Origin of the sequence: Bacillus sp. JJ722, from assembly GCF_036963345.1 — a bacterium.
In the GTDB taxonomy this organism is placed as follows: domain Bacteria; phylum Bacillota; class Bacilli; order Bacillales; family DSM-1321; genus Bacillus_AD.
This window is the reverse complement of sequence record NZ_JBALMO010000142.1, coordinates 6,018-32,278: the sequence shown is the minus strand read 5'-3', so window position 1 is coordinate 32,278 and position 26,261 is coordinate 6,018. Positions and strand designations below refer to the sequence as shown.

At 34.3% G+C, this 26,261-nt stretch carries 26 protein-coding genes; 12 read left to right on the top strand and 14 right to left on the bottom strand.

Going from position 1 to position 26,261, the window contains the following annotated elements; genetic code table 11:
- Positions 1-1,105 precede the first annotated feature (1,105 nt).
- The 5 genes from V7014_RS17200 to V7014_RS17180 all read left to right on the top strand — a co-directional run bounded on the left by V7014_RS17200 (position 1,106) and on the right by V7014_RS17180 (position 5,522).
- On the top strand, positions 1,106-1,525 hold the full coding sequence (locus tag V7014_RS17200; protein ID WP_335508661.1) for an HIT family protein: 420 nt from the start codon (positions 1,106-1,108) through the stop codon (positions 1,523-1,525).
- A gap of 188 nt (positions 1,526-1,713) precedes the next feature.
- Complete coding sequence (serC, locus tag V7014_RS17195) at positions 1,714-2,811, top strand: 3-phosphoserine/phosphohydroxythreonine transaminase (protein ID WP_335508660.1); 1,098 nt, start codon at positions 1,714-1,716, stop codon at positions 2,809-2,811.
- 104 nt (positions 2,812-2,915) lie between these two features.
- Entirely contained in the window at positions 2,916-3,431 is a 516-nt protein-coding gene (locus V7014_RS17190; RefSeq protein WP_335508659.1) for a tryptophan transporter, read from the top strand.
- 875 nt (positions 3,432-4,306) lie between these two features.
- Entirely contained in the window at positions 4,307-4,678 is a 372-nt protein-coding gene (locus V7014_RS17185; RefSeq protein WP_335508658.1) for a YtxH domain-containing protein, read from the top strand.
- A gap of 265 nt (positions 4,679-4,943) precedes the next feature.
- Entirely contained in the window at positions 4,944-5,522 is a 579-nt protein-coding gene (locus V7014_RS17180; RefSeq protein WP_335508657.1) for an HTH-type transcriptional regulator Hpr, read from the top strand.
- A gap of 7 nt (positions 5,523-5,529) precedes the next feature.
- Here V7014_RS17180 and V7014_RS17175 read toward each other — a convergent pair whose 3' ends face one another.
- Positions 5,530-5,865, bottom strand: a complete 336-nt coding sequence (locus tag V7014_RS17175; protein WP_335508656.1) for a DUF1878 family protein — start codon at positions 5,863-5,865, stop codon at positions 5,530-5,532.
- A gap of 184 nt (positions 5,866-6,049) precedes the next feature.
- Between V7014_RS17175 and V7014_RS17170 the strand changes: the two genes are divergently transcribed.
- Both V7014_RS17170 and V7014_RS17165 read left to right on the top strand, forming a co-directional pair.
- Positions 6,050-6,589: a DUF3267 domain-containing protein gene (locus tag V7014_RS17170; protein WP_335508655.1), complete on the top strand. Its 540-nt coding sequence runs from the start codon at positions 6,050-6,052 to the stop codon at positions 6,587-6,589.
- Between the two features lie 123 nt (positions 6,590-6,712).
- Positions 6,713-6,904, top strand: coding sequence for a hypothetical protein (locus tag V7014_RS17165; protein WP_335508680.1), 192 nt, complete (start codon positions 6,713-6,715; stop codon positions 6,902-6,904).
- 84 nt (positions 6,905-6,988) lie between these two features.
- On the opposite strand, the gene V7014_RS17160 is transcribed toward V7014_RS17165, so the two are convergent.
- The 3 genes from V7014_RS17160 to V7014_RS17150 form a co-directional block, all read right to left on the bottom strand.
- Complete coding sequence (locus tag V7014_RS17160) at positions 6,989-7,081, bottom strand: YjcZ family sporulation protein (protein WP_335508654.1); 93 nt, start codon at positions 7,079-7,081, stop codon at positions 6,989-6,991.
- 146 nt (positions 7,082-7,227) lie between these two features.
- Complete coding sequence (locus V7014_RS17155; RefSeq protein WP_335508678.1) at positions 7,228-7,311, bottom strand: YjcZ family sporulation protein; 84 nt, start codon at positions 7,309-7,311, stop codon at positions 7,228-7,230.
- Between the two features lie 91 nt (positions 7,312-7,402).
- Positions 7,403-7,489 (bottom strand): YjcZ family sporulation protein, encoded by an 87-nt coding sequence (locus V7014_RS17150; protein ID WP_335508677.1) that lies wholly within the window; start codon positions 7,487-7,489, stop codon positions 7,403-7,405.
- Positions 7,490-7,672: 183 nt separating this feature from the next.
- On the opposite strand from V7014_RS17150, the gene V7014_RS17145 reads away from it, so the two are divergent.
- Together V7014_RS17145 and V7014_RS17140 are read left to right on the top strand one after the other, a co-directional pair.
- A complete protein-coding gene (locus V7014_RS17145) occupies positions 7,673-8,536 on the top strand; it encodes a peptidylprolyl isomerase (protein WP_335508653.1) in 864 nt (287 codons plus the stop codon).
- A gap of 200 nt (positions 8,537-8,736) precedes the next feature.
- On the top strand, positions 8,737-10,896 hold the full coding sequence (locus V7014_RS17140) for an ATP-dependent Clp protease ATP-binding subunit (RefSeq protein ID WP_335508652.1): 2,160 nt from the start codon (positions 8,737-8,739) through the stop codon (positions 10,894-10,896).
- A gap of 216 nt (positions 10,897-11,112) precedes the next feature.
- Here V7014_RS17140 and V7014_RS17135 read toward each other — a convergent pair whose 3' ends face one another.
- The 6 genes from V7014_RS17135 to V7014_RS17110 all read right to left on the bottom strand — a co-directional run bounded on the left by V7014_RS17135 (position 11,113) and on the right by V7014_RS17110 (position 18,930).
- The gene (locus V7014_RS17135) at positions 11,113-11,298 is read right to left on the bottom strand and encodes a sporulation YhaL family protein (protein WP_335508651.1); all 186 of its coding nucleotides are present in this window, start codon (positions 11,296-11,298) and stop codon (positions 11,113-11,115) included.
- 67 nt (positions 11,299-11,365) lie between these two features.
- Positions 11,366-12,595, bottom strand: a complete 1,230-nt coding sequence (locus V7014_RS17130) for an HD domain-containing protein (RefSeq protein WP_335508650.1) — start codon at positions 12,593-12,595, stop codon at positions 11,366-11,368.
- Positions 12,596-12,713: 118 nt separating this feature from the next.
- Positions 12,714-15,704, bottom strand: coding sequence for an ATP-binding protein (locus V7014_RS17125; RefSeq protein WP_335508649.1), 2,991 nt, complete (start codon positions 15,702-15,704; stop codon positions 12,714-12,716).
- Positions 15,704-16,912: a metallophosphoesterase family protein gene (locus V7014_RS17120; RefSeq protein ID WP_335508648.1), complete on the bottom strand. Its 1,209-nt coding sequence runs from the start codon at positions 16,910-16,912 to the stop codon at positions 15,704-15,706. The genes V7014_RS17125 and V7014_RS17120 overlap by 1 nt, the downstream gene beginning before the upstream one ends.
- Positions 16,913-17,030: 118 nt before the next feature.
- The gene (locus tag V7014_RS17115; RefSeq protein WP_335508647.1) at positions 17,031-18,188 is read right to left on the bottom strand and encodes an ABC transporter permease; all 1,158 of its coding nucleotides are present in this window, start codon (positions 18,186-18,188) and stop codon (positions 17,031-17,033) included.
- Positions 18,178-18,930 carry an ATP-binding cassette domain-containing protein gene (locus V7014_RS17110; protein ID WP_335508646.1) on the bottom strand — a complete coding sequence of 251 codons (753 nt, stop codon included), beginning with the start codon at positions 18,928-18,930 and terminating at the stop codon, positions 18,178-18,180. The genes V7014_RS17115 and V7014_RS17110 overlap by 11 nt, the downstream gene beginning before the upstream one ends.
- 166 nt (positions 18,931-19,096) lie before the next feature.
- On the opposite strand from V7014_RS17110, the gene V7014_RS17105 reads away from it, so the two are divergent.
- Together V7014_RS17105 and V7014_RS17100 are read left to right on the top strand one after the other, a co-directional pair.
- On the top strand, positions 19,097-19,795 hold the full coding sequence (locus V7014_RS17105) for a LytR/AlgR family response regulator transcription factor (RefSeq protein WP_335508676.1): 699 nt from the start codon (positions 19,097-19,099) through the stop codon (positions 19,793-19,795).
- A gap of 15 nt (positions 19,796-19,810) precedes the next feature.
- A complete protein-coding gene (locus tag V7014_RS17100; protein WP_335508645.1) occupies positions 19,811-20,824 on the top strand; it encodes a sensor histidine kinase in 1,014 nt (337 codons plus the stop codon).
- Between the two features lie 30 nt (positions 20,825-20,854).
- On the opposite strand, the gene V7014_RS17095 is transcribed toward V7014_RS17100, so the two are convergent.
- Both V7014_RS17095 and V7014_RS17090 read right to left on the bottom strand, forming a co-directional pair.
- Positions 20,855-22,102 (bottom strand): ABC transporter permease, encoded by a 1,248-nt coding sequence (locus V7014_RS17095; protein WP_335508644.1) that lies wholly within the window; start codon positions 22,100-22,102, stop codon positions 20,855-20,857.
- Positions 22,095-22,994 (bottom strand): ABC transporter ATP-binding protein, encoded by a 900-nt coding sequence (locus tag V7014_RS17090; protein ID WP_335508643.1) that lies wholly within the window; start codon positions 22,992-22,994, stop codon positions 22,095-22,097. The genes V7014_RS17095 and V7014_RS17090 overlap by 8 nt, the downstream gene beginning before the upstream one ends.
- Before the next feature lie 138 nt (positions 22,995-23,132).
- Here V7014_RS17090 and V7014_RS17085 point away from each other — a divergent pair, with 138 nt between their 5' ends.
- Positions 23,133-23,318: a YhzD family protein gene (locus V7014_RS17085; RefSeq protein ID WP_335508642.1), complete on the top strand. Its 186-nt coding sequence runs from the start codon at positions 23,133-23,135 to the stop codon at positions 23,316-23,318.
- 157 nt (positions 23,319-23,475) lie between these two features.
- Here the strand turns inward: V7014_RS17085 and V7014_RS17080 are convergent, their stop codons facing one another.
- Positions 23,476-24,279: an enoyl-CoA hydratase gene (locus V7014_RS17080; RefSeq protein ID WP_335508641.1), complete on the bottom strand. Its 804-nt coding sequence runs from the start codon at positions 24,277-24,279 to the stop codon at positions 23,476-23,478.
- A gap of 204 nt (positions 24,280-24,483) precedes the next feature.
- On the bottom strand, positions 24,484-25,989 hold the full coding sequence (locus V7014_RS17075) for a coproporphyrinogen III oxidase (protein WP_335508640.1): 1,506 nt from the start codon (positions 25,987-25,989) through the stop codon (positions 24,484-24,486).
- Positions 25,990-26,261: the final 272 nt, after the last annotated feature.

Genomic DNA, 26,261 nt, shown 5'->3' with positions numbered 1-26,261 from the left:
GCTCCAGCTCCCAGCTCCTTGTGGACTTCGCCAACCTCCCTACGATAAGTCAACATCGAATCGCTTGCCACCTGCTCCAGTCTATTCGGAGCTAAGCGGGCGCTTCCGCTTTTCTTTGTTGTCTAGCTCCAGCTCCCAGCTCCTTGTGGACTTCGCCAACCTCCCTACGATAAGTTAGCATCGAATCGACTCCCGTCTCTTCGTGTTTCCTTTATCTCAGTCGGATGACTCCAGTCCATGCGAAGCTAAGCGGGCGCTTCCGCTTTTCTTTTTCTTTGTTGTCTAGCTCCAGCTCCCAGCTCCTTGTGGACTTCGCCAACCTCCCTACGATAAGTCAACATCGAATCGCTTGCCACCTCTTCGTGTTTCCTTTATCTCAGTCGGCTGGCTCCAGTCCATGCGGAGCTAAGCGGTCGCTTCCGCTTTTCTTTGTATTTGATTTTATCAAAAATTCTTGATGATATACACTTCATCAATCGAAAACTCAATTTTAATTTTAATTTTTTTATTTTCTTGTTATATTATCCTTCATTATGGTTATCATAATTAGTGAGGAAGGAATTCTTCTAGTAATTGGTGCTAAACAACATTTCAACAATCTGAAATGAGGTGTCTGTTAAAGACAGTTATCTGTTCTAAACAGTTGAATCAATTATAAGTAGCTTTCCTACAATGCAAGGAGATGGTTAGCTTGCACAGTTCTATCCGTTCACAAGAAAACACAACTAATTTCATATTGAGATGAGGTGTTTGCAGCAGGTATCCTATCGCTTTATACGTTGAGAAGCATATAAAGTATCAAAGTAGGAAATGGTTGCATGGAACGAAGAAACTTTCTCTAAAGAACATTTTGTTTACTTATTAAATGAGATGTTTGTTAAAGAGAATGTATAGCAAAGTAAACTTACAACAGATTAATTCCTCCTCACGCGGACAGGGTGTACTTTTACAGGTGCATCCTGTCTTTACTTTATCAACTAAATCTCTTTCATAATATAGGAACAACAATGTACTCTCTTCCTACACCGAAAAAGTATATCCAGTGCAGCTTCTTAATGTGGTAAAATATGTGTAAGGTTTAACAGTTATGGAAAGGGTGAAAACAATGAGCGATTGTATTTTCTGTAAAATTTTAAATGGAGAAATCCCCAGTGCAAAAGTGTATGAAGACGAACACGTACTTGCGTTTTTAGACATAAGCCAAGTTACAAAAGGACACACATTAGTCATTCCAAAAGTACATAAAGAAAATGTTTACGAGCTAACACCAGAAATCGCAAGTCATATTTTTAGTGTAGTACCAAAGATTGCAAATGCGTTGAAAGCCGAATACCAACCTATTGGCTTAAATACAATTAATAATAACGGTGAAGCAGCTGGACAAACTGTCTTCCATTTCCATATGCATCTTCTTCCTAGATATGGTGAAGGCGATGGATTTGGCGCTGTGTGGAAAACACATACTAGTGAATATAAGCCTGAAGATTTACAACTAATGGCTGCAAAAATAGGCCAGCATATTTAAAAATTTAGTGACTAGAGTATACTCTCTTAGTCACTTTTTTAATTAGATCAATATTCCTATAAGAAACAATTCAAATTCATCAAATTAATGCAATTTTTTAATTTTTTGATAAAATAATGTTTTTTCTTCTCATAATTTGATACGATAAAACTACTTTATTTCACTACAGTGGAAGGGGATATTAAATTATGGAAAGAGCTTACAATTTCAACGCAGGCCCTGCTGCATTGCCTCAAGCAGTGCTAGAAAAAGCAAACAGCGAATGGCTTAACATCAACAATTCTGGGATGAGTGTAATGGAATTAAGTCATAGAAGTAAAGAGTATGATGCTATTCATAACAAAGCAAAGGCATTATTAAAAGAACTAATGGGAATCTCTGATGAATACGAGGTAATGTTCTTACAAGGTGGCGCAAGTCTTCAATTCTCAATGATTCCAATGAACCTTTTATCTGATCATCAGACAGCAGCTTATGTACTGACTGGAGTATGGTCTGATAAAGCATTTAAAGAAGCCAAAAAAATTGGTAAAGCCGTTGTTGCAGCTTCTACTAAAGAAGAAAACTATACACATATTCCTTCTTTAAATAGTATCAACTATGAGCATGATGCAGCATACTTGCACATCACAACAAACAACACGATATATGGAACTCAATGGAAGCAATATCCTGAAACAGGCAATGTACCATTAGTAGCGGATATGAGCAGCGATATTTTAAGCACAGTAATCGATGTAAACAAATTTGACTTAATTTACGCTGGTGCTCAGAAAAACTTAGGACCTTCAGGAGTAACTGTTGTGATCATAAGAAAAGACTTAATTAGCAATGAATTAACTCATTTGCCAACAATGCTACAATTTGCAACGCATGCAGACAGTAATTCTTTATTTAATACACCACCAACCCTTGCAATCTATTTATTATCTCTTGTATTAGAATGGGTAAAAGAACAAGGTGGCGTAGCAGAACTTGAAAAGATCAATACGAAAAAGGCAAACGTTATTTACAATGTAATTGATGAAAGCAATGGTTTTTATAAAGGGCATGCAGAAAAAGAAAGCCGCTCACATATGAACGTAACATTCACACTTCCTAACGATGAACTTTCTAAGAAGTTTTTAGAGCAAGCCAAAGCTGAAGGATTTGTCGGCTTAAATGGTCACCGTTCTGTAGGTGGTTGCCGAGCTTCAATCTACAACGCAGTACCTTTAGAGCATTGTGAAGCTTTAGCTTCTTTCATGAAGAAATTCCAAGAAGCAAATTTATTAGTTCAAAAATAACCAATAGGATGATATAATTACAATTATATTTTTTCGCAGTAGGCAAAGAGAGCACTACTGGAAAAACAAAATTAGCTTAGCTTAGCAGAGGAGAGATTTATAAAATGAATACAAAAACGTTGGTTTCTATGTCACTACTAGTAGGGATTGGTGCAGTTCTTCATACCGTCGTTCCACCAATCTTTATGATTAAACCTGATTTAATGCTAACAATGATGTTTTTAGCAATTATCCTATTTCCACAAATGAAGAATGTCATAATACTAGGGGTTGTAACTGGATTTATTTCAGGTATGACAACTGGATTCCCAGGTGGATTCATCCCTAATATAATTGACAAAATCATTACAGCTATTGTTTTCTATTTATTGTTAGTACTTTTGAAAAAAATTCATTTTTCAATTGTAACAATCGGTTTCTTAACAGTCATTGGAACATTGATTTCTGGAATTGTATTTTTAGGATCGGCATATTTCATTTCTGGTCTGCCTGGCGCTTTCCTAGCACTGTTCAGTGCAGGCGTACTTCCAGCAATGGCTGTAAATACAATTTTAATGATAATCATTTATCCAATTGTTAGTGGAATCTTAAAGAAATCAAATGTTCAAATTCAAGCATAACGAAATTATTAATGAGGGTCCCACTTGGTGGTATCCTCTTTTTTTATACTTATAGTGTGACCTCTTACTGACATACAAAGCCCTAATTCATTCCAAATACGAAATGATATTAAGACTTTGCATTACCTCTCCACCGTACATTCTCTATCGAAAGACAAAGCCTATTATGAAGAAAAAAACACTTCCAACCGAACAGACTGCCATTCTTCTTTGTAAAACATACTTTGAAGGATATACCCCAGCATTAAGAAAATGCAGTAAAAAATAAAGTGTTCCTAAAAAAAAGATAAAGGCAAGTAAAAAAGAAAGATACATCATCGTACTCTTCTCCCCCCTTTTAGTAAACAACAACACCTTACTTAACTTGTATTCCAAATATGAAAATACCATTACTAACTCCTTGTACTCTAGAGAAGAAAATAAATAGATTTACCTAAAAAATTATCCTTAAATAATTTTTTATCATAAAAAAATGGTTTTTTATGCCTAACTTGTGATATATATAAGTTATAGGAATTTTCTATAGTTATTTCTAAAAATTTCCCAAAAAGCGTTATTAGTCTTTTTATCAATATACTACTTCAAGATAAGAAAAAAAGAGTTCCTTGAAAAATCAATAATTGTTACATAAAACTAGAGATCGGGTTTGTTTATGATTTTCATCAATCTGCCAGTGATTTAGCCCTATCCTTTCACATTTTTTGAAAAATATGCATTTTCTTATCTTTTAAAAAAGGATTTTATATCTTTTTGTAGAAAAATAGTTATATGGTTAATTTTAATTATTCTGGAAATTTTTATTGACTTTACACTTTTATTCTTGTTAAGTTGTAATATCAATACTATTCTAAACTAGAATTGTTGAGGTGATATGGATGAATGCAAAACATGTAATGCTTGGTTTTTTAGCTGGTGCTGCAGTTGCTGGAATAGGTACTCTTCTTTGTGCTCCTGCTTCTGGTAAAGATTTGTGCAAAAACATTTCAAATAATAAAGAAAATTTTCAAAATGTCTATTTGGATATTAAATTGAAAATAAAAGAAATGAAGCACGAAACCGTTTCTGCATCTCTAGTTAGTAAAGAAGCTGTTACACTCTTTATTTCTGATGTAAAAGCACTGATACATTCTTGGAAAGAAGACATCGAACCACACAAAAATGAAATTCAAATTCGAATCAAAGAGATTGAAAGTGCACTTGGTGAATTAGAACAAGTTGTTTCGCTTCCAACTGCAAACAAAGAATAAAAGAATATTAATTGAATTGAACCCAACTAGCATCTTCCTACTTCGTTCACTTCTAATAAGGCGTTAAACGAAGTATAGATTTGCTATTTGTTTTATGCATAATACAAGGAGAATAATCTTCTCCTTGTATTAATAAGTAAGTAATATTGATAAAGAAAAATACAGCCTGGATAAATTTCTAAAAATTTTGTAAATTTTTTCTTTATTAATTTTTATTTTATTGTCATAATAAATACAAATGATTTGTAAAGTAGGTGTACCTATCATGCAAGAAAAAAATTATTCTATTAAAGAAGCAATGCTATTTAGTCATCGTGTTGCACAGCTTAGTAAAGCTTTATGGAAATCTATTGAAAAAGACTGGCAAAATTGGATTAAACCGTATGATTTAAACATCAATGAACATCATATACTTTGGATTGCATATCACTTAAATGGTGCATCCATCTCAGATGTTGCGAAGTTTGGAGTAATGCATGTATCAACCGCATTTAATTTTTCTAAAAAGTTAGAAGAAAGAAAATTATTAAAATTTTCAAAGAAAGAAAATGACAAACGAAATACGTATATCCAAATTACTGAAGAAGGCGAAAGAATACTATTGGACTTAATGGAAAATTATGATCCAACTAATAATGCTGTTTTTGAAGCATCCTTACCTCTTCATAATTTGTATGGAAAGTTTCCAGATATGATTGAGATTATGGCTATTATTCGTAATATTTACGGTGATGATTTTATGAAAATATTCGAAATGTCATTTTCAAATATCAATCAAAAGATTGAAGAAACGGATGGAAAAATCATTAACACACAACAGAAACAAGAAGTGGAGACAGTTTAATTTAACTTCATTCTACTAATAGCTCCTTCATGCTTTGCATTAAAGCAACGTACACTCCTTGCTTTAAACAAGCATGCACTAGCTCATGAATAGAAATGGAATTCGGTAAATGAGCCTGCAACTCATTCAAAAGCGGATTAAATGTTACATATCCTTCCGCTTTTTGTTTTTGAAACTTTTTGTTCATTTTTTCACAAATATCTAATAATGTTTCAGTCTCCAATTTTGATAAATTCTTAGTTATAATCAAATAATATAGCTGATCATTCGAATGCTTTAACATCCTTACTAAAAGCTGTTGATGGTATTCTAATGTCTCTATTCTTCTTTGTACCTCATCCATAGTAACCTCTCCTTTATACTCATGCAATTTGTATAGATTTTTCATAATTCCCTAACACCAAACATACATTAATAAATCCTGACATTTCCTTTAAAAATATTATTGCTTTTTTAGATAAAAAATCGTACATTATTCTAAGTGTTTTATTCTTTAGTATTAATCTCCATTGGAGGCTGAAAACAAAATGAATTGCTGGAAATCAATCAACTTAAATAGGCAATATGGTAATCATAAGATTTTTATCTTATCACTGTTAACCATGCTACTTTCTTTCATTATTATCTATACTTTTATTAGCACTGGAATTGCAAGTGATCGATTTAATGATAATCATATTGTTTTTTTCTTGTTGATCATCTTTTTTATGTATCCATTGCATAAGATACTGCACTTATTACCTTTATTATTTGTAAGAAATAAAATCAAAATTCAAAATCAACCTTTTATGTTTGTACCATTAGTTACGATAAAGATTGTTGAACCAATTAGCAAATGGTTATTTATCGTAACACTGATAACACCGTTTATTGTTTTGACCAATTTGTTATTATTGTATACATTTATGTTTCCGTTCGATGCACATTATTTAACGGTACTTTTGTCACTTCATATCGGGATGTGCGTATCTGATTTTATAACTTTAAAAAACATTCTATACTCTCCACCGAAATGTTTGATTGAAGAATTCGAAGATGATATACGATTATTGATCCGAAAATCATAGTTTCTTAATTAGAAGTACTAGATTTATAGATAAGTATGACTTTTCTATAAACACCATACTATCTTTTTTTTTCTGAATTTGATATTGTAATGTTACGGAAAATGTTTGTAAGGAGGAATTCCAGTGCCCTCATTATATATTGCGGCCTTTATTGTTTTTGCAGGAATGATCCTGTACAACATTAATAATATGACAAATAAGCTTTGTTTACAAAAAGAAATTCCTGAAGAAAAACAACCTGGTGTGTTTCGCACTATTAATGTATGTATTACCATTCTATTGCTATCATCATTTATTAAAATTACATTTACATAATGCAATCTAAAATGAGAATAGGTGAAGCGTTTCGCTTCACCTTTTTATTTTACCCGTTTTTATGCGGACGATATTCACTATTTCTTAAAACCAAGAACATCCAATAATGATTAAAAGAATGAACAAGACTACTAGCAAAGCAAAACCGCCGCCGCCGCATCCGCCGAAACCTGACATAATAGACTCCCCCTCTCTTGCTTAAATAGCCTATTTATTCTGTCGTAAAATCCTACTTAATTAAAAGTAATGTCTTAAGATTTCGATTGGTTGACTATTGAGCTAAATGTTCCATTACTGCTTAACAACATTTATCAGTAGTTTGTTTACAACCAACTAGCTCCGATTATGACCAGAAGAATAAATAAAACAACTAACACTGCAAAACCACTGTGATGACCACCACTCATGGTAACACCTCCCTAACGAAGTAATTACCATATCCTATTCCAAGACTGATTTATGAGAATAGGCTAATAACATGATTACAGGCTGTTTTCTTTAACAAACAAATGAACAGCCCACAATAATCAGCAAAATGAACAATACAACTAATAACGCAAAACCATTGTTGTTACAGCAGCTCATTTTCCATACCTCCTTTTCTCTGTTCGCTACATTCTATGTAAGAGGTACAGATTTGGTTAGATAAAAGCCTAATTTTTCCCTAAAATTCCTTTTTACTTCGAAGAAATTTTTTGCTCGAAACCCATTTTATGATATAGTAGGTTTTATGAAAGAATTGTATTTTAAAAATTAGGAGTTGTGAAAATGAAAAAATGGTTACTACCCGTTGCACTAACAGCAAGTATTGCAGGATTAACAGCCTGCTCAGGCGGCGGAGATTCAGAAGCGGTTGTTGAAACAAAAGCAGGTAATATTACGAAGGAAGAATTTTATACAGCTCTAAAAGAGACAAGCGGTGAACAAGTACTTCAACAACTAGTACTTGAAGAGGTTCTTTCTGACAAATATAAAGTAGATGAAAAAGAAATTGATAAACGTGTAGACCAGGTAAAAGAGCAATTTGGCGATCAATTCGAAATGGCTCTTATGCAAAGCGGATTCAAAAATGAAGAAGACTTTAGAGAAAATTTAAAGCTATCTTTATTACGAGAAAAAGCGGCAATTAAAGATATTAAAGTAACTGATAAAGAAGTAAAAGATTATTACGATAAAGAATATAAACCAGAAATTAAAGCTCGTCATATTTTAGTAGCGGATGAGAAAACAGCTAAAGAAGTGAAAGCTAAATTAGATGCTGGTGAAAAATTTGAAGATTTAGCTAAGACATATTCAACTGATCCTGGTTCAAAAGAGCAAGGCGGCGATTTAGGTTGGTTCGGCCCAGGTAAAATGGTTCCTGAATTTGAAACAGCTGCATACGCTCTAGAAAAAGGTCAAATCAGTGAGCCTGTTAAAACTCAAAATGGATTCCACATCATTGAAGTTACTGATAAAAAAGAGAAGAAACCATTTGAAGAAATGAAAGAACAAATCACTTATGACTTAAAAGTATCTAAACTAGATGCTGAAAAAGTTCAAAAAGTAATGGAAAAAGAAATGAAAGATGCAAAAGTAGAGATTAAAGATAAAGATCTTAAAGATGCATTAAACCTTTCTCCACAACAATAATCTGTATATGAAAAAGAGAACTCGCACTGCAAAGAGTTCTCTTTTTTTATACTTACATTTCACCTTTGCTAAAAAAATTTGATCAAAACACTTGAAAGTCAAAAAAGGTCAAAGTATAATAGGTTCAAGGTCAAAGATAGTCAAAGTCAAACTTTCTATCTGGATTGGAGAAGTAACATGTTCATAAGGAGGAGTCATATATGTTATGTGAAAAATGTCAAAAAAATCAAGCAACAGTTCAATTTCAGCTTCGTATTAATGGGCATCAAGAAAAACATTTATTGTGCTCTTCATGTTATAAAGAAGAACGCAATCCATTAGGTGCAACACCTAAAATGGGAAACACACATTTTGGCTTTGAACCGTTTTTATCAAGTTCATTCTTTAATGGTTCAAACGAACAACCATCTATGCCCCATCCACAAGGGTTTATGAATCATGAGCATTCACAAGCACAAGCTTCCTCACAACGTGGAGGCGGAATACTTGATCAGTATGGGCGTAACTTGACTGATCATGCCAAAGCAGGACTAATCGATCCTGTAATTGGTCGTGACAAAGAAGTAAAACGAGTAATTGAAATTTTAAATAGACGTACGAAAAACAATCCTGTTCTTACTGGGGAGCCAGGCGTAGGGAAAACAGCAATTGCGGAAGGATTAGCTTTAAGAATCGCGGAAGGTAATGTTCCAACGAAGCTTCAATCGAAAGAAGTGTATTTACTTGATGTTGCTTCTCTTGTATCTAACACAGGCATCCGTGGACAATTCGAAGAGCGTATGAAACAACTGATTTCAGAATTACAAACACGAAAAAATGTCATTCTCTTCATCGATGAAATTCATCAACTAGTTGGAGCTGGCTCTGCTGAAGGTTCAATGGATGCAGGTAATATTTTAAAACCAGCTTTAGCACGTGGAGAATTGCAATTAGTAGGTGCTACAACATTAGCCGAATACCGTCAAATTGAAAAAGATGGTGCGTTAGAGCGTCGTTTCCAACCTGTGCAAGTAGATGAACCTACAACAGAGGAAGCCATCTATATTTTACACGGACTTAAAGAACGATATGAACAATTCCATAATGTTACGTATACTGATGATGCACTTCAAGCAGCAGTTGAGCTTTCCCATCGCTATATCCAAGATCGATTCTTACCAGATAAAGCAATTGACTTAATGGATGAAGCAGGCTCAAAATTGAATCTAACAATTGAAACAGCTGGAGAAGAAGCGATTAAACAAAGACTTGCAGAAATTCATAAAGAAAAAGAAGCAGTCTTACAAAAAGAAGATTATGAGAAAGCAGCAGCATTACGTGATGAAGAAGAAAAATTAGAGAAATCACTTGAAAATGGTTCTGGTTCTACACCTGTAGTAACCGTTGATCATATTCAAGAAATCATAGCTAACAAAACAGGTATTCCGGTTGGTAAAATGCAAGATGACGAAGCGAAACGTATGAAGAACTTGCAAGAAGATCTGAACCACAAAGTTATCGGCCAAGAAGAAGCGGTTCAAAAGGTTGCAAAAGCAATCCGAAGAAGCCGTGCTGGATTAAAATCCAAAACTCGTCCAATAGGTTCATTCTTATTCATTGGACCAACTGGTGTCGGTAAAACAGAATTATCAAAAGTACTCGCAGAAGAATTATTCGGTACGAAAGATGCAATGATTCGCCTGGATATGAGTGAATACATGGAGAAACATAGCGTTTCTAAATTAATTGGATCACCTCCTGGCTATGTAGGTCATGAAGAAGCTGGACAATTAACAGAGAAAGTAAGACGTCATCCTTACAGCATCGTTTTACTTGATGAAATTGAAAAAGCACATCCTGATGTAATGCATATGTTCCTACAAATTCTCGAAGATGGACGATTGACTGATAGCCAAGGACGTATGGTTAATTTCAAAAATACTGTCATCATCATGACAAGTAATGCTGGTGTCGGTGATAACCGTATGACTGTAGGTTTCAATAAAGACGGTGTGGAAGAAAAAGTATCCATTCTTCAATCGTTAAGCCAATACTTCAAACCTGAATTCTTGAACCGCTTTGATAGTATCATCGAATTCGGAAGCCTAACAAAAGAGCATCTTGCTCAAATTGTTGACATCATGCTTGAAGAACTAAACGGCATGCTTCAGGCAGAAGGACTTTCTCTTGAAGTTCCATTAGAAGTTAAAGAAAAGCTAGCTGAATTAGGTTATAGTCCAACGTTTGGTGCAAGACCTTTAAGAAGAGCCATTCAAGAACATCTTGAAGATGGAATTGCTGATTTCATTTATGATGACCCACAATCTAAAGCATTGAAAGCTATTCTTGTAGACGATGCAATTAAGATTGTGAACCAATAAGCTTTATCTATAGTCTCGTACAATTAAAAAACCTTTTAACGCATTAGAATTCATAAAAGAGTTCTAATGCGTTTTTTTATGTAGCCTATACGGTCCTTTCAATTGTGGCAACTTTATTTTATTACAGAAATTATTTTTAAAAACACATACTAAAAAGAGCTTGGAAAACCAAGCTCTTTTACTACATCACACACAATTAGATTGGTCATTGAAGATTTACAATACTTCTTCTGACGTCTTTTCTAAGCGTCGAAGTTTCTCATCATTCATTCGTGTAATATACTTCTCTCCTTCTTGTTCAATCCACTCATGTTCTATTTCCTTTTCTTCGCGACCAGTTTTGATAACCATTATGCCACTTCCAATGATTCCTGCAATGATTAGCGCAATAATGATAGACATATATATTCCCCTTTCAAAAGGTTGTCCATGTATTGCTACATTGTATGCGATGAAATCTCATGATATGCTATTTGATTAATTCAGTATTTTCATATCGACTATCTAAATAATCGACAATGTGTACGATATATCCTTCTACTGTTTGTGGACTGCGAATGCATGCGCCCCACTCCGGCAAGCCATGATGACTTAAAATACAATGTGACACTGCATGTAAATCTTCCATAGTTATAGAGATATTCTCTACTTCAACAATTTTTGTAAAGATTAAAACACCATAAGGAATATGCCCTACCATAACTCCTAACTGATCCATAATAATCCCTGCTGGCTTTCGAGTACTGAAATCAGCTACGGCTGTTGGGAATAAGAAAGAGAACTCTTCATATCCTTTACCAGCATGATCATATTCGAGTAATTTACCGATATCATGATACAAGATACTCGTCATAACGATATCATAACTCGGCGCATCCTCTTGATAGTTCATCATACCATAGAACATCTTATATAAATGATCAATGGTTTCCTTCCAAACTAAGCTTTGCGTATTTACAGTTCCAGATTTCATCTGTGCCCAAAGCTCATTCTTATGCGCTTTTTCTACGATATTAATTAATTTCAAAACAGCCTGGTAGTGATTTTCTTCTGTTTTCATTATGTAACGTGCAAAGCGCATTAATCCTACTGTATGCTTTAATAATCCACCTAAATAGTTATGATGGAAGCCTTTAGCTGCTGGGCGAAGCGAGAACTGATTCCAGAAACGTCTCATAGCTGCTAATGTAATCTCTTTAAATGGTGATTGTAGTTCATTTAAATAAGTAAATAACTCCACAGTCATTTCATTTAAATCTTGCTGTGTATACGCAAGTAATGAAAATGGATTTACATCATCCTTACTTGGTGTTAACTTATGAACAGTAATAGATTTATGACCTCGATAATCATCTACTCTACCTTCTACTGTAAATACAGAATGTTCCTCTAATAATGGTACATATGTATCCACTTCACCATTGTTATCCCACATTTTCGTATTCACGATTCCATTTGTATTACTAAAACGGATTTTCAAAAATTGTTTATTTGTTTTTGTTGTTTCAACTGAAAACTCATTCAACAGCAACATAACTTTCACATTATTTCCAGCGGTCTCATTTTCTAATGTAAACGTCTCTTCTGAGGTTGGAAGACTAGGCGGCGGGAATTCCTGTAATATTTGCTGACGCTGCTCTTCAGTACATGAATACTCAAGCGGAATATTATTATAAAAATATGACATGCTATTAGTCATAATAAATCACTCACTTCCTTTAGCATTTACTACTCTATTGTTTTCATTTTATAGGTTTATATGCTTTGGCGTAAACAAAAACTGACTTCTTTTTTATTTGAAGTCAGTTTTTTGTTATTTAATTATATGCATGAAGCTTAGTAATAGAAGCTTCTGTGAATGAAGATAGTAAATAGTCATGGCAAGTAAAAAAGATGATTTGGTGCTCTTGTTTTAAGTTTTGTAGAATTTGAATTACATTCTCTACTCTTTGATAATCAAAGTTAACAAAACTATCATCGATAATGATTGGCATAGCTTCATTTGTGAAGGACTGCCCTGCTAAAGATAATCGCAAAGCTACATATATCCCTTCTTGCGTACCTCTGCTAACTTCCTTCGCTTCAAAAACAATCCCATCTTTTCGCTGTAACATTAATCCCCCATCATGTTCCATCCATTTTAAACCAACATATTCTCCATCTGTGATTGTCTCCATATATTGCTCTGCTAATTGAAGGATTTTCGGGAATTTCGTATTCTTATATTCATTCACTGCTTTCTTTAACATACTTTTCGCTAATGCATATTTCATCCATTCTTTAGCTTCTGCATTAAGAGCTGATCGCTCGGCCATAAATTGAAACGATCTCTCATCAAATGTTCCACCCTCCTCTAACACTTGAATCGTGTGTTTCACTTCAGCCAAACGTTCCGTTACATTATTTCGCTTCTTATTACTAATTTGCTTCTGCTCTTCTAATGCACGAATTGTATAATTATTTACAAGATAATCTTCTTTCGCCCATTTCATTTGTTCATGTTCATAAGGCCTAAGCTGAATTTGCAACAACTCTAACTTTTCTAGTAATGCTGATTTCTCTTTCCATAGTTGTAGAGCATGTATAAAGTGTTCCTCATCATCACAATGTGCTTCAGTAAACAATGTATGTAATTGTTCTTCTACGTGTTGCATTTGCAACTGTACACTTATTAAACGCTCATAAATAGCTTGTTTCGCCTCATCGTGTTGCTTTGCTTCTAGCATCGCATGCTCAACTTCTGATAACTTCTTTCTCATAAGAACAACAGCTTCTTGATAAGAATCTATTGTTGAATTTACATACAAACTACTATACGAAAATAACTCTTCTTTAATTGCCTTTATTTTCTTTTCGATTTCTTTTACTTTCCCTAATAAATGTTCTTTCTCGTATATATGTTGTTTTAACGATGTAATTGTTTCATATAGCGAGATTAGCATAATTGTAGATGTTCTTTGATTTGGAATACCCCATTCTTGTAGAAGGTCTGTTACCGCTTGTTTAAGATGCATAGTTGCTTGTTCCCACTGTTCAAATTCATCGACAATTTTATGGAAAACAGCTTCATGTTCGACTTTTTTAATTTCTTCGTTACGTAATTGTTGCCTAACATCATCATCTCTTTGCAAAAGAAACTTCGCTTGTTCGATTTCACTACTTGAAGAGACACCACGCTCTTCATTTATATTAGCTAAATTTTGTTTTAATTCTTGGAGCTCTTTTTGGAGTTCTGGTATTAGCGAATTAGGCTTTAGCATGTCTTTCAAAAGAAATGCAATTACAGTAACACATCCAAATATCGCAGCTAACACCCATTGCTCCGTAAAAATTAATAGAACAGTAGCAATCAAGCAACCTGCAATACTAGCAAACATGAGGAATGTGAAGTTTTTTTGCTTTGTTGATTCACTTCTTTTTGCCCTCATTATTTGTTGCTCTTTTGCTTCGATTGCTTTCTCAATATACTTTCGCTCTACTACACGCTGCTTCTGATTATTATAATAATCGACTTGTTCTTGTAAACTTTGTCTTTGCTCTTGCTTTAACGTACTTTCAACTAAGTGTTGAATACGTTCGTCTAGAGCTTTCAGAACACCCTCTTCATTTTCTTGCTTTTCATCTAAGTATTGTTTATCATGCTGCAGTTTTTGTTGCTTCTTATCTAATAAAATAATTCGTTCTTTCTTAAAAGAACTACTGTCTAACGACTTAATCTCTTCCTCTGTTAATGTCAAATTTACATAATCTTTAAGTTGTTGAATACTATTATTTTTCTCTTGCAAATGATGCTTAAGGTTCTGCAAATCGTAGGTGAGATTATCCAGCAATGTAGTTTGATCTAAAGCTCTTTGAATACGTTCTTTATCTTGCCATAATGCTGTATTCACCTGAATTTTACTTTCCTTTTCCTCTAACAACCTTTGTTGATGTTGCAATGACTTTAATTCTGATTCAATTGGGAGTTGAGCTTGTTTCAATTGTTGAAATCGTTCCTCTGCATCAATTGGAACAGAGACCTCACCTATTTCAGCGAGTTTATTTCTAATTCTTGTAGCTTCAATTAATAATGGTTCAGCTGCTTGATAATTATAGCTAGAAGCAATGTCTTGATCTAATTTCATTATGACCTCTTCAAGCTCTTCTTTATCCTGTTCTAATTGCTTATATTCTGCTAGAAGGTCCTCATATTGATCTTGCTCTTTCGTTGCCTGAGAAAAACGATCAAATGAGTCTTTTACATCCATTAACATTGTATTAACCTTAGGATTTTTCCCTGATGGCTTGAACAGATTATCCATATCTTTCTGTATTTGTTGCTCTGTTGTGAGCAACCCATCACTACCAAGCAAGCCTGCTGATAATAAATAGCGACTAACTTCATCTTCACTTAATTTCTGCAAGCCTGAAAGACCTTGTAAATCAAAAGAATAAATAGATTGATATGTTGATTTATCTAATCCTTGAAGAAGACTTTTCAACTCTTCTTCTCCGCCAATTCGCCCATCAGAAAACGTGACCGTTACGTCACCCGTCGCTTTTCCTTTTAATCTTTGTATACTTACTTCTCCATACTCTTCCGTTATTACATTCAACTTACCTCCATAAGCAGAATGTTCCTTCGGTTCATAACGGTTTTCTGTTTGTGTTTTCATTGGAAAGCCAAACAGGATGCTATGAATAAAGCTCATAATCGTAGATTTTCCTGCCTCATTTACACCATAAAAAACCTGAAGATTGCCGATATTTGAGAATGTGACATCTTGCATTTTGCCATATCCATATATATGTATGTCTTTAATTCGCATTATTCGGCACCCCCTTTTGACAATCGCATAGCTAATAATTGCTCCGCTTCTTTTATTAGCTCTGCTTTTTCTTCAGCAGAGAGGGAAGCGAGAAATTTTCTACCTAAAGTATGCTTAAACAACGGCTGAATCACTTCATTCACATCATGCTCCGACCATTCAAAGCCTTGAATTAGCTTCATTAATGGTTGATTTGCAGCTTCATTATTTCTTTGATCATCCACTCTAATTAAGTATGGATATACGAAGTTAGTTTCTTGCTCTTCTTCTTCCTGCAATATTTCTAATAACTCATTACCAAATTCATCGAAATGCAAAGAATTATGATGATTTATGATTTGTAAGCTAACAAAGTAACGATATGTTTCATTCCGTAATTGTTCTAAAGCAGCTCGACAATTTGTTAATACTGTATCGAACACATCTTCTTGATTAATTGTAATAGTAATGGTATCCCAAACAATTTGAGAGGTAGGTACAAACTCCAACTCTGTATGCTTGCCTGTTAGTTTGACATAATAACAACCTTTTACGCCTGCTTCTTTCTTATGTCTACCTTGTATATTTCCTGGGTAAATAACGGGAGGTGATAATAATAACTCCTGTCGCTTGTGAATGTGTCCAAGCGCCCAATAATCAAAATTCTTATTAAGCAATTCATCCAAACTAAATGGAGCATACTGACTATGTTCACTTTGACCTTCTAAGTTACCATGTAACATACCAATATGATAATCTGCTCCCTCTTGTTTTTGATAATGTTCAATTATTCGCTGTTTAACATGCTGCTCTGGATAACTATAACCATAAATATGAACGCTTATATCTTCTTTCGTGAATTTTTTCACTTCACATTGACTCCCAAATACATGGACATTACTTGGTTGCTCTATTGAAATCCACTTTCCATTAAGATGATCATGATTTCCATGAATGATATAAACAGCAATATTATTTAGCTTCAGCTTCTCCATTTCTTTACGAAAGCGAACTTGTGTATGTAGATTACGATTCTCTCCATCGTATAAATCCCCAGCCAGTAAAACTAAATCTACTTTACGTTTAATAGCCTCTTGAACCATTTCTTGTAGTGCTACAAATGTCGCTTCTTTCATCTCTCTTAATACATTCTCAGAGATATTCTTCAATCCAGAAAAAGGACTATCTAAATGCAAATCTGCCGCATGAATAAAGGTTAGTTCTTTCATTTTTTTCATCACCTCATATAACCTTTATATTACCACAGATGGGAACATGCTTTCTTATCTTTAAACAAAAACAACCACCTCTTTTTTGAGATGGTTGTCACTGAAATTTCCATTTTCTTTAATTCATAACCCACTTATCCTTCATGAATAAAACTCTTCCCACGATGAAGATCATGATCATACAAATTAAATTGCTGGCACTTGCCACTATAATATGCTCATAATTAATAATGCCGAATACTAATTCTTTTAGTAGACTAAATAAGTTTAAAACTGGAATGGCAAAATGATAGAATGAGAATTCATTAACTCCCAGTGTTGAAATGAACATCATTGGAAGCATTGTCAACATCATAATTGGTGAACTATAGCTTTGTGCTTCCTTCACTGTTTTACCGATGATACTTGTTAGCATAAGCATCGAAGCCACTAGCATCGCATAAATCACCGAGGCAATAAACGCAAAAGTAATAATGAGATAAACATCGTTACCAAACGATATAGCTTTCTTTAAATTTTCAGTAAAAAATGATATTTCTACTGCAACAATCATTAAGGAAATAATCCCCGTCAAGCTTCCAACTGTCGATATTGTTAACCATTTTGCAACAAGTAATGTAGATCGGTTTACGGGTGTTAGTAACAATGCTTCCATCGTTTTCTTTTCTTTCTCACCAGCAAACAAATCTAGAGCAGCGGGGCTTGCCCCAATAGTAATTGATAAAATTAAGACTAACGGAATCAACATAGCGATTACGTTTGTACTTGCTTCTTCTTCTGACATCTCTTTTTGCTCAACGGTAAATGGCTCTAGAAGAGTAGGATTAGTACCTTGTGCTTGTAAACGCTCTGCAACAATTGTCTTTTCGTAACTAGTTAAAGAAGTAGTTATCATATTTATTAGGCTTGATGACTTCTGACTAAAAGAATCTCCAATAATCGTTACGTGTGCTTCTTTTCCAGCCTGAACAGAATTTACAAAGTCCGAACTCAATAGGAGTGCTGCTTGTGCATCACCTTCTTGAAACATCTTCTCAGGATTTGAAGATTTTGCAAACTCTATATTATCATAAATGCTAAATAATTCCTTTTCTTCATCACTAAAAGATGAATCAACAGCCAGTGTGTATTTTTCTTCTTCTCCAGAAGAAACTAACTGCTCATAAAAGAAAGTTAAACCTGTCATCATCAGCAAAGGTAGTATTACTGTTAACAACAATGTGCGACGATCTCGGAAGGTATCTTTCAACTCTTTCAAATAGATTTTAAGAAGCATAGTTTTCTTTCCCCCTTACCAATTTACTCATGAATATATAGTTCAAATCACGACTACCCTCATTTTGGTATAATGTTTCTAGATCTCCTTGAAAGATAAGCTCACCTTTATGAATCATCGCTACAGAGTCACAGAGCATTGATACTTCTTCCATGATATGACTTGAAAATATAATCGTCTTACCCTCACGCTTTAACTGGTGAACAAGATGTCTAAATACATTGGAAGAGGTGATATCTAATCCAGTCGTTGGCTCATCGAATAGAATAATGTCAGGATTATGGATGATCGTCCTAGCGATAGCTACCTTTTGACGCATTCCTTTTGAAAAGCCGTTAACTTTACGATTTAAATAATCTCTCATGCCGAACATCTTAGCTAATTCATCAATTCTTACCTTTGTTTCATGCTTACTCATTCCATATAACATCGCAAAGTATTCTAGGTTTTCACGTGCAGTCAAACGGTCATATAATCCTGTTTCCCCACCGAATAGAACCCCTATTCTTTTTTTGATTTCTTCTGGATTTTGTACCGTATCATAACCAGCTACTGTAATTGTTCCATCTGTTGGATTTAGAAGCGTGGCAATAGTTCTTAGTAATGTTGTTTTTCCCGCTCCATTTTCTCCTAGTAAACCCACAACCTGACCTTGATTAACTTGGAAAGTTACATGCTTTAAAGCCGTTACGTATTCTTTTTTATCTTGAAATTTCTTCGTGATTTCTTGAATTTCAATCATTTCTTCCACCCCGTTTGCATTCATTTCTTGAATTCATCATACAAATAAACAGAATATTAATCTGTAATTCTGTCGCGAAAACGCCTTTTAATGTCGCGAAAGAGTTAATTTTCTGTAATAAGATGTTAAAATGAAATTATCAACATTACAGGTGAGGCGGAAGAAAATGAAAGTTGGATTAGTGGATGATCGACTATTTGATTTAGATAAATTAAATGCAATTGTAGCGGACATTGAAGGGATAGAGGTGGTATTTTCAACAACATCGGCTGAAGAAGCTTATGAACATATTAAGAAACAAACGATTGATTTATTAATTGCTGATATAGAAATGCCAAACTTGTCTGGATTTGAATTGGCCGATATCATTCATTCACATGCACTTACGATTTCAGTCATTTTTGTAACGGCTAACAGTGGATATGCCGTCCATGCTTTTGAGCTTAATGTACATGACTACATTATGAAACCCTACACTAAAGAACGCTTAATTAAATCCATTACACGTCTTTTAGAAAAAACGAGGTCAACTGAAATAGCAGGACGAATTTATTTAAAGCAAAAAAATGAAATACATATTATTCAAAAGAAAGACATTATTTTTATAGAAAGATCCGGTCGATCTACAACAATTTACACGAAGTCAGGTCCGATAAAAACCTATCAAACGCTTAATGAGTTAGAAGGAGAATTACGAGAGCGAGACTTCCTCCGTTCACACCGATCATTCATTATTAATATCCATTATGTAAAAAACTTCGCACTATATGCAAAAAATTCCTATATCGTTACCTTCAACGGAATTGAAGAGCAAGCGATGATTACGAAAGAAAAAGTTGATTTTTTACAAGAAAATTATTTTTAAAAGGATGGAAAAGGCTTGAAGATAGAAATGATTTACTGGGGTTTTATCGCCATTCTAAGTACTATTTATCTCGATGATCTGCTAGGACTTTCCCCACAGAATTTATCACTTTATTTGTTATGTTTACTGATTTTCATCATAAGCTATTATTTATATAAAAAAACGAATCTTCATCTATCAACCTTGGGCAAGAAAATCAATGGTATTCTCATTCTCATACAACTACTCTTGATCTTTATGAATCTATTTAATGATTCATTTTTAGTAGCTATTATATCTTTCATCATCTTTATTGGCATAGAAATCATTAGAGTTATTAGCGCAGATAGAATAGTTATTTTAAGTCAAGCGATTCAGCAATTAGAAAATCAATGTTTTCAATTAAATGAAACATTTCGAGTAGTTCGTAGTGAGCGACACGACTTTCTTAAGCACGTATCGGCTATTCATTTCATGCTGGATAAAGGGGAACATTATGAGGCAAAAGCCTATTTAGATACACTAGTTGATGGGTATAAAGAAACGAATTTATCAATTAAAGGAGAGCGTGGAACCATTGCAGGGGTACTACATCAAATGTATAAACGTGCTCAGCATGCTGGAATATCGGCAATTTACGATCTAGATTTACCATTATCTACACTGCCATTATCTGATCAAGAAATTGTTAAATTGATTGGTAATCTTTTAAGCAACTGTATCGATGCCTGTGAAGAATGGCAGCAAAACTACAATCAACAAGCCAATCTTTCAATACAATTCTTTAAACGGAGCGGCATATACATATTAATTTGTAAAAACAATAGTATGCCTATTCCTGCACCAGTTGTGGATCAACTATATGAAACATATGGTCACACAACGAAGACAGGTAATCACGAAGGACTCGGTACAAAAATCATTCACGACATAGTCGTCGCACATAAAGGCTTTTTAGATTTCATCCATAAAGATGAAGAATTTACTGTAAAAATTAAATTCCCAGCAATCCAAGATGCGAATATCTATACAAAACAAGAAAAGCAGTGAGCAAACTCACCGCTTTTTCTTGTTATTCAATCAACCTTTTTTTGTTAAATCCAACGCTTGTTTAATATTTTTAAATGAAGAGCCTTTTCCATACATTAATACGCCACCACGGTATACTTTCGCACCAAATACAGCTAATACTATAATAGTAGTAATTAATAACCCGATACTTACCGCTACTTCCCATGCTGGTACATTTAACATACCTACACGTAAGAACATGAGCATTGGTGTAAATGGCGGTATAAAGGATGTAACCTTTACAAAGCTCGCTTCTGGATTACCTAACCCAAACATCGCCAACATAAAAGCAATTACAACCAACATTGTCATTGGTGTGATCATCGATTGAACATCTTCAACACGGCTTACAAGAGATCCTAGGAATGCAGCCATTGTTGCATAAAGGAAATATCCTAATAAGGCAAAGACAACTGCGTATATAATTGTCGTAGTTGAAGCCCCTCCAAATCCCAAATAAGATGTAAAATCATCTGGAAGATCTGCAAGTGCTCTCTTTAAAGAAAAATAACCTACTCCAAAGAATAATAGCATTTGCGTAATACTAAGAAGCGCTATCCCTAAAATCTTAGCAAACATTTGTTGAACAGGCGATACGCTTGAAATTAAGATTTCCATTACACGCGAAGTCTTTTCACCTGCTACCTCCGAGGCAATCATACCAGCGTATACAATTACACTGAAATAAATAATAAACAAAATAACATATACTAATCCACGCGCTTGATTCAACTCTTCCGTTGTTTTCGCACTATCTTCAATAGCTACCTTTTCAAATGATGCCGGAGCATATAAAGAAGTCATTTGTTCTTCTGAAATATTTAACTTCTGAGTTACTAGCACGTTTTTAACCGTTGTTAACGCTTGTGAAAGTTCATTATTAATGCTTTCATCAGAGATAGTATCTGATTTATAAACTCCACTTGGTAAACCTTGTGCATCTTCTGTAATAATTAAAAGACCTGTTAAATTCCCTTTATCAATTTGTTTCTCTCCATCACTTTCACTATTGATCTTCTTCACATGTAAATCAGATTTCATTGATTTTAAATGGGTTGCGAATGAATCATAGTACTGACCGCTTTCATCCATTACCCCAATTGTATCTTTCTCTCCATTATCAAAGAATCCAATAATACTTGAAATATTACTCATAAGAAGAATAATAGCTAACATAATTGCAGTCGTAATGATAAATGACTTCGTTTTTAATTTGGATACATATGTATGTGATAATACAACCCAAAACTTACTCAAGCTTAGCACCTACTTTCTCAACAAAAATATCGTGCAATGAAGGTTCTTCTAATTCAAATTTACGCACAAAGCCTTTCGCGAACACCTCTTGCTGAATACGCTTTGCTACTTCTTCATCAACAATTTGTAAATTAACGCCCTCTGCGGTCTTACGAACTTTTGTAACACCTGAAACATTTTCGAGAAAATCCAAATCAAAATCACTATGTATAATTAGATTTTTCTTACCGAAAGAACGCTTGATTTCTTTCAAACTACCATGCACAACTGGTCTTCCTTTGTCCATTATGCATAGATGTTCACACAGCTCTTCGACATGTTCCATTCGATGACTTGAAAATACAATTGTTGTTCCAGAGTTTTTCAATTCCAGCACAGCATCCTTTAACAAGTCAACGTTAACCGGGTCAAGTCCACTGAATGGTTCATCCATGATTAATAACTTTGGTTTATGTATAATACTTGCAATGAATTGAATTTTCTGTTGATTACCTTTAGATAATTCCTCTACTCGCTTATTCTTATAATCTGGAACCTTAAATCTTTCTAACCAATAATCAAGCTCTTTCAATGTTGTCGCTTTCTTCATTCCTCTTAATCGAGCTAAATACACAATTTGATCGACAACTTTTAACTTCGGATATAATCCACGCTCTTCTGGTAAGTAGCCAATCATTGAACTTACAGAGTAGTCAACAGGTTTACCATTCCATGTAATACTTCCTTCTGTTAAATCAAGCAAACCTAGAATCATACGGAAAGTCGTTGTCTTACCAGCACCATTCGCCCCTAGAAAACCAAAAATTTCATTCTCGGGAATGTTGAAATTGATCTGATCTACTGCAGTAAATGTTCCAAACCTCTTTGTAACTGAATCAATTACTAATGCCATATTTTTTAATACCTCCTATATTATTTATTTTACGAATCAACCGAAAAAAAGTTTCATAGTTTCACTTTTCTTTACAAAATCAGTTTATTTGTGTAACAATGATAAATAATCAGAAAATTTTAAAAGTGGGTGACAATCATGCAATCTTATAAACTTACTGCTTTTAGTCCAGTTGGAGAGAAATTAATTGATGAAGCTTTCCAAGCTGAAAACGATCAGCACGCAAAAGATTTAGGAAACAACATGCTATCAGAGAAAGAATTACAAGAAGTAACTCATCGTTGCACATCTCCTCAAGGGAAGCTTATTCTTTTCCATAGATAAGCCATATGCAAATGATTCTTATATTTTTATTTTAAAATAAGAATATGTAGCAACACATCTAGTATAATTTTCCATATAATTCATTCTAAAAACAAAAGAGACTAACTCCACAAACATCTTTATGAAAGCGTTTGTAGATTTAGTCTTTTTAATTCTATTATTTACCCTTAAAGCTTGGCTTTCTTTTTTCCAGGAATGCCGTCAAGCCTTCACGGTGATCTTCCGTTTTCCTCATTTCTGATTGACCGCATTTCTCCATCTCAAGCATCTTCAACATACATGGTCTGTTTCGTTCAGCAAGGATTTTCTTCGTCTTAATCATCGCCTGTAGTGGGCTGTGTAACCATTGATCTACTTTAGACTGTACAGCTTCTTCTAAACTACCCTTAGCAATTTCATGAATGAGATCTTTTTGAAGAGCCTCATGTGCTGTCATAACTTTGCCTTCCCAAATAAGTTCTTTTGCCTTTACGTCTCCAATTCGTTGACTCAAGAGAAAATGTGCTCCACCATCTGGAATTAAACCAATACCAATAAAGTTCATTGCAACCTTTGCATCTCGATCAGCAATAATATAATCTGTAGCTAATGCTATACTTAAACCAAGACCCGCAGCTGCACCTTGAACTTCACATAAAGTTAACTTCGGCATACAATACAGTGTAGTAGCTAATTCATTCACGCAATCCATAATTATGTGAAAATCTTTTTCGCTTCCATCCAACTGCAGCATCATTTTAATATCTCCACCACATGAAAATGCTTTACCTGCACCTTTTAAAATAACAATCTCAACTTCATCATTTATTGAGATGTCTTTCAATACTTGCCCCAAGCACCTTAATAGTTCTACATCCAGCGCATTTAATGATTGTGGCCTGTTTAGCTCAACTGTAACGACACGACCATTATTATGAACAAGCACTGGTTCCGTTTGAGAGGCGTAATTTACTCCAGTCAAAAAGAACTCCCCCTTTAGCCCAATTAGTAATTCATTCACTTTCATTTTATAACTTTAGTACACTACATCGCAATTTAATTATTAAATAAATTTGAATTTTATATTTATTCTTACATTAAATGGTCAAATTATATACTTTCGTTATGCCTTCCTAAATCCTTCTCGATAAAGATTCACTCAAAAAACCCAAGCTAAGTTCCTATCTTAGCTTGGGTTTTTTGAAAATAATTCTTTTAAAATATCGATTTTTTCTTGCGTATATTTTTCGTACGTATCATTATACGATTTCGGGTCCTTCGGATTTGCAAAACGTGTAATAATACCTGTTTCAGGATGTACAAATTTACTTGCAGCCCCACAACCAATTCCGATAATGGATTGCTGCTCTTCCATAATCATGATGTTGTAAAGACTTTCTTGCCCAGCGAATGAGTAGCCCACATTTTCTAGATTGCCCAAAATATTTTGTTGACGATATAGATAATAAGGAACGTATCCGTTAGTCGCTGTCCACTCTTCCGCTAAATTCATCATTTTTTCTACTTCCACTCGATCAGCTACTTTATACTTCTGTTTATTCTGGGTCATTTCCGAAGCACGTTTAAACGATAATGTATGAACCGTTAACGATTCTGGCATCAATTTCTTCGTTTCATCAAGTGAATGTTGAAACTCCTCTGTTCCTTCTCCTGGCAAGCCAATGATTAAATCCATATTGATATTATTCATACTCATGCTGCGAGCTAAATGGAATTTATCAATCGTTTCTTGCACACTATGATGACGACCAATTGCCTTTAATGTTTCATCTGTATAGGATTGTGGATTAATACTGATTCGATCTATATTCCACTTATTTAAAACTTCTAATTTTTCCGTTGTAATGGTATCAGGACGTCCTGCTTCAACCGTTATTTCTCTAATGTTCTCTACATCAGGGAAATATTTATACATATCTCTGTACAATGCATCCATCTCTTCTGCCGTAATGCTCGTCGGAGTTCCTCCACCATAATAAACCGTAGTAATAGCAATGTTGTTTTCTTTCAGGAAGTTCCCTATTGCTTCTATTTCATAGTGAAGCCCAGCTAGAAATGTACTTACAGAGCCTTTGTTTGCTCGAATAGCATAGGCTGGAAACGTACAATATGCACATTTCGTCGGGCAGAATGGAATACCAATATATATACTGACTTCATTCTTCAAATTATACAAATCAGGAATCGCTGTTAACTGTCGCTCTACAATTTGCTGCATTAGATCAATTTTCTCATCCGTAATTCTATATTGTTCACGCAACATTTCATGTGCTTCTTCTTTCGTTATACCATCTCTTAACGCTTTATGAAGTAGCTTTGTTGGGCGTATACCTGTTAGAAATCCCCACTTTTGAATAATCCCTGTTCGTTCCTGAAGAGCTGTTAAATAAGCATGTGAAATCGCATTTTTTAATTGCTTGTACTCTTCCTTTTCCGATAAATCAGCATACGGTCTTTCACTGTAACTCGTCCACGATTCATTTGTTTCGATATCTAACAATTGTAACGTAATCTTGACAGTTTCTGTTTCTTCTATAGTAAATGTAGCTAACATTTCAGCCTCATCAAACTTAGTTAACTTCACTTTGGACTCTTCGTAAAATAAATTCGTAATTAACTGCAGTGGTCTGTGAAAACGTTCATCTTGCAGCCCTCTTATTTCGATTCGCACCCATATCACCTTTACATTCGAATATTTTTCTGTAGCTACAAGTGTACATAAAGCCAAGAATAAGGTCAACTAACTAGAAAAGCGGAAGCGACTGTTTTGCTCCGTATGTACTGGAGCTCATCGACTGAGATATAGGAAACACGAAGAGCTGGTAAGCGATTCGCTGTTGACTTATCGTAGGGAGGTTAGCGAAGTCTACTAGTAGCTGGGCGCTGGAGTTAGACAACACCGAAAAGCGGAAGCGCCCCGTTTTGCTCCGTATAGACTGGAGC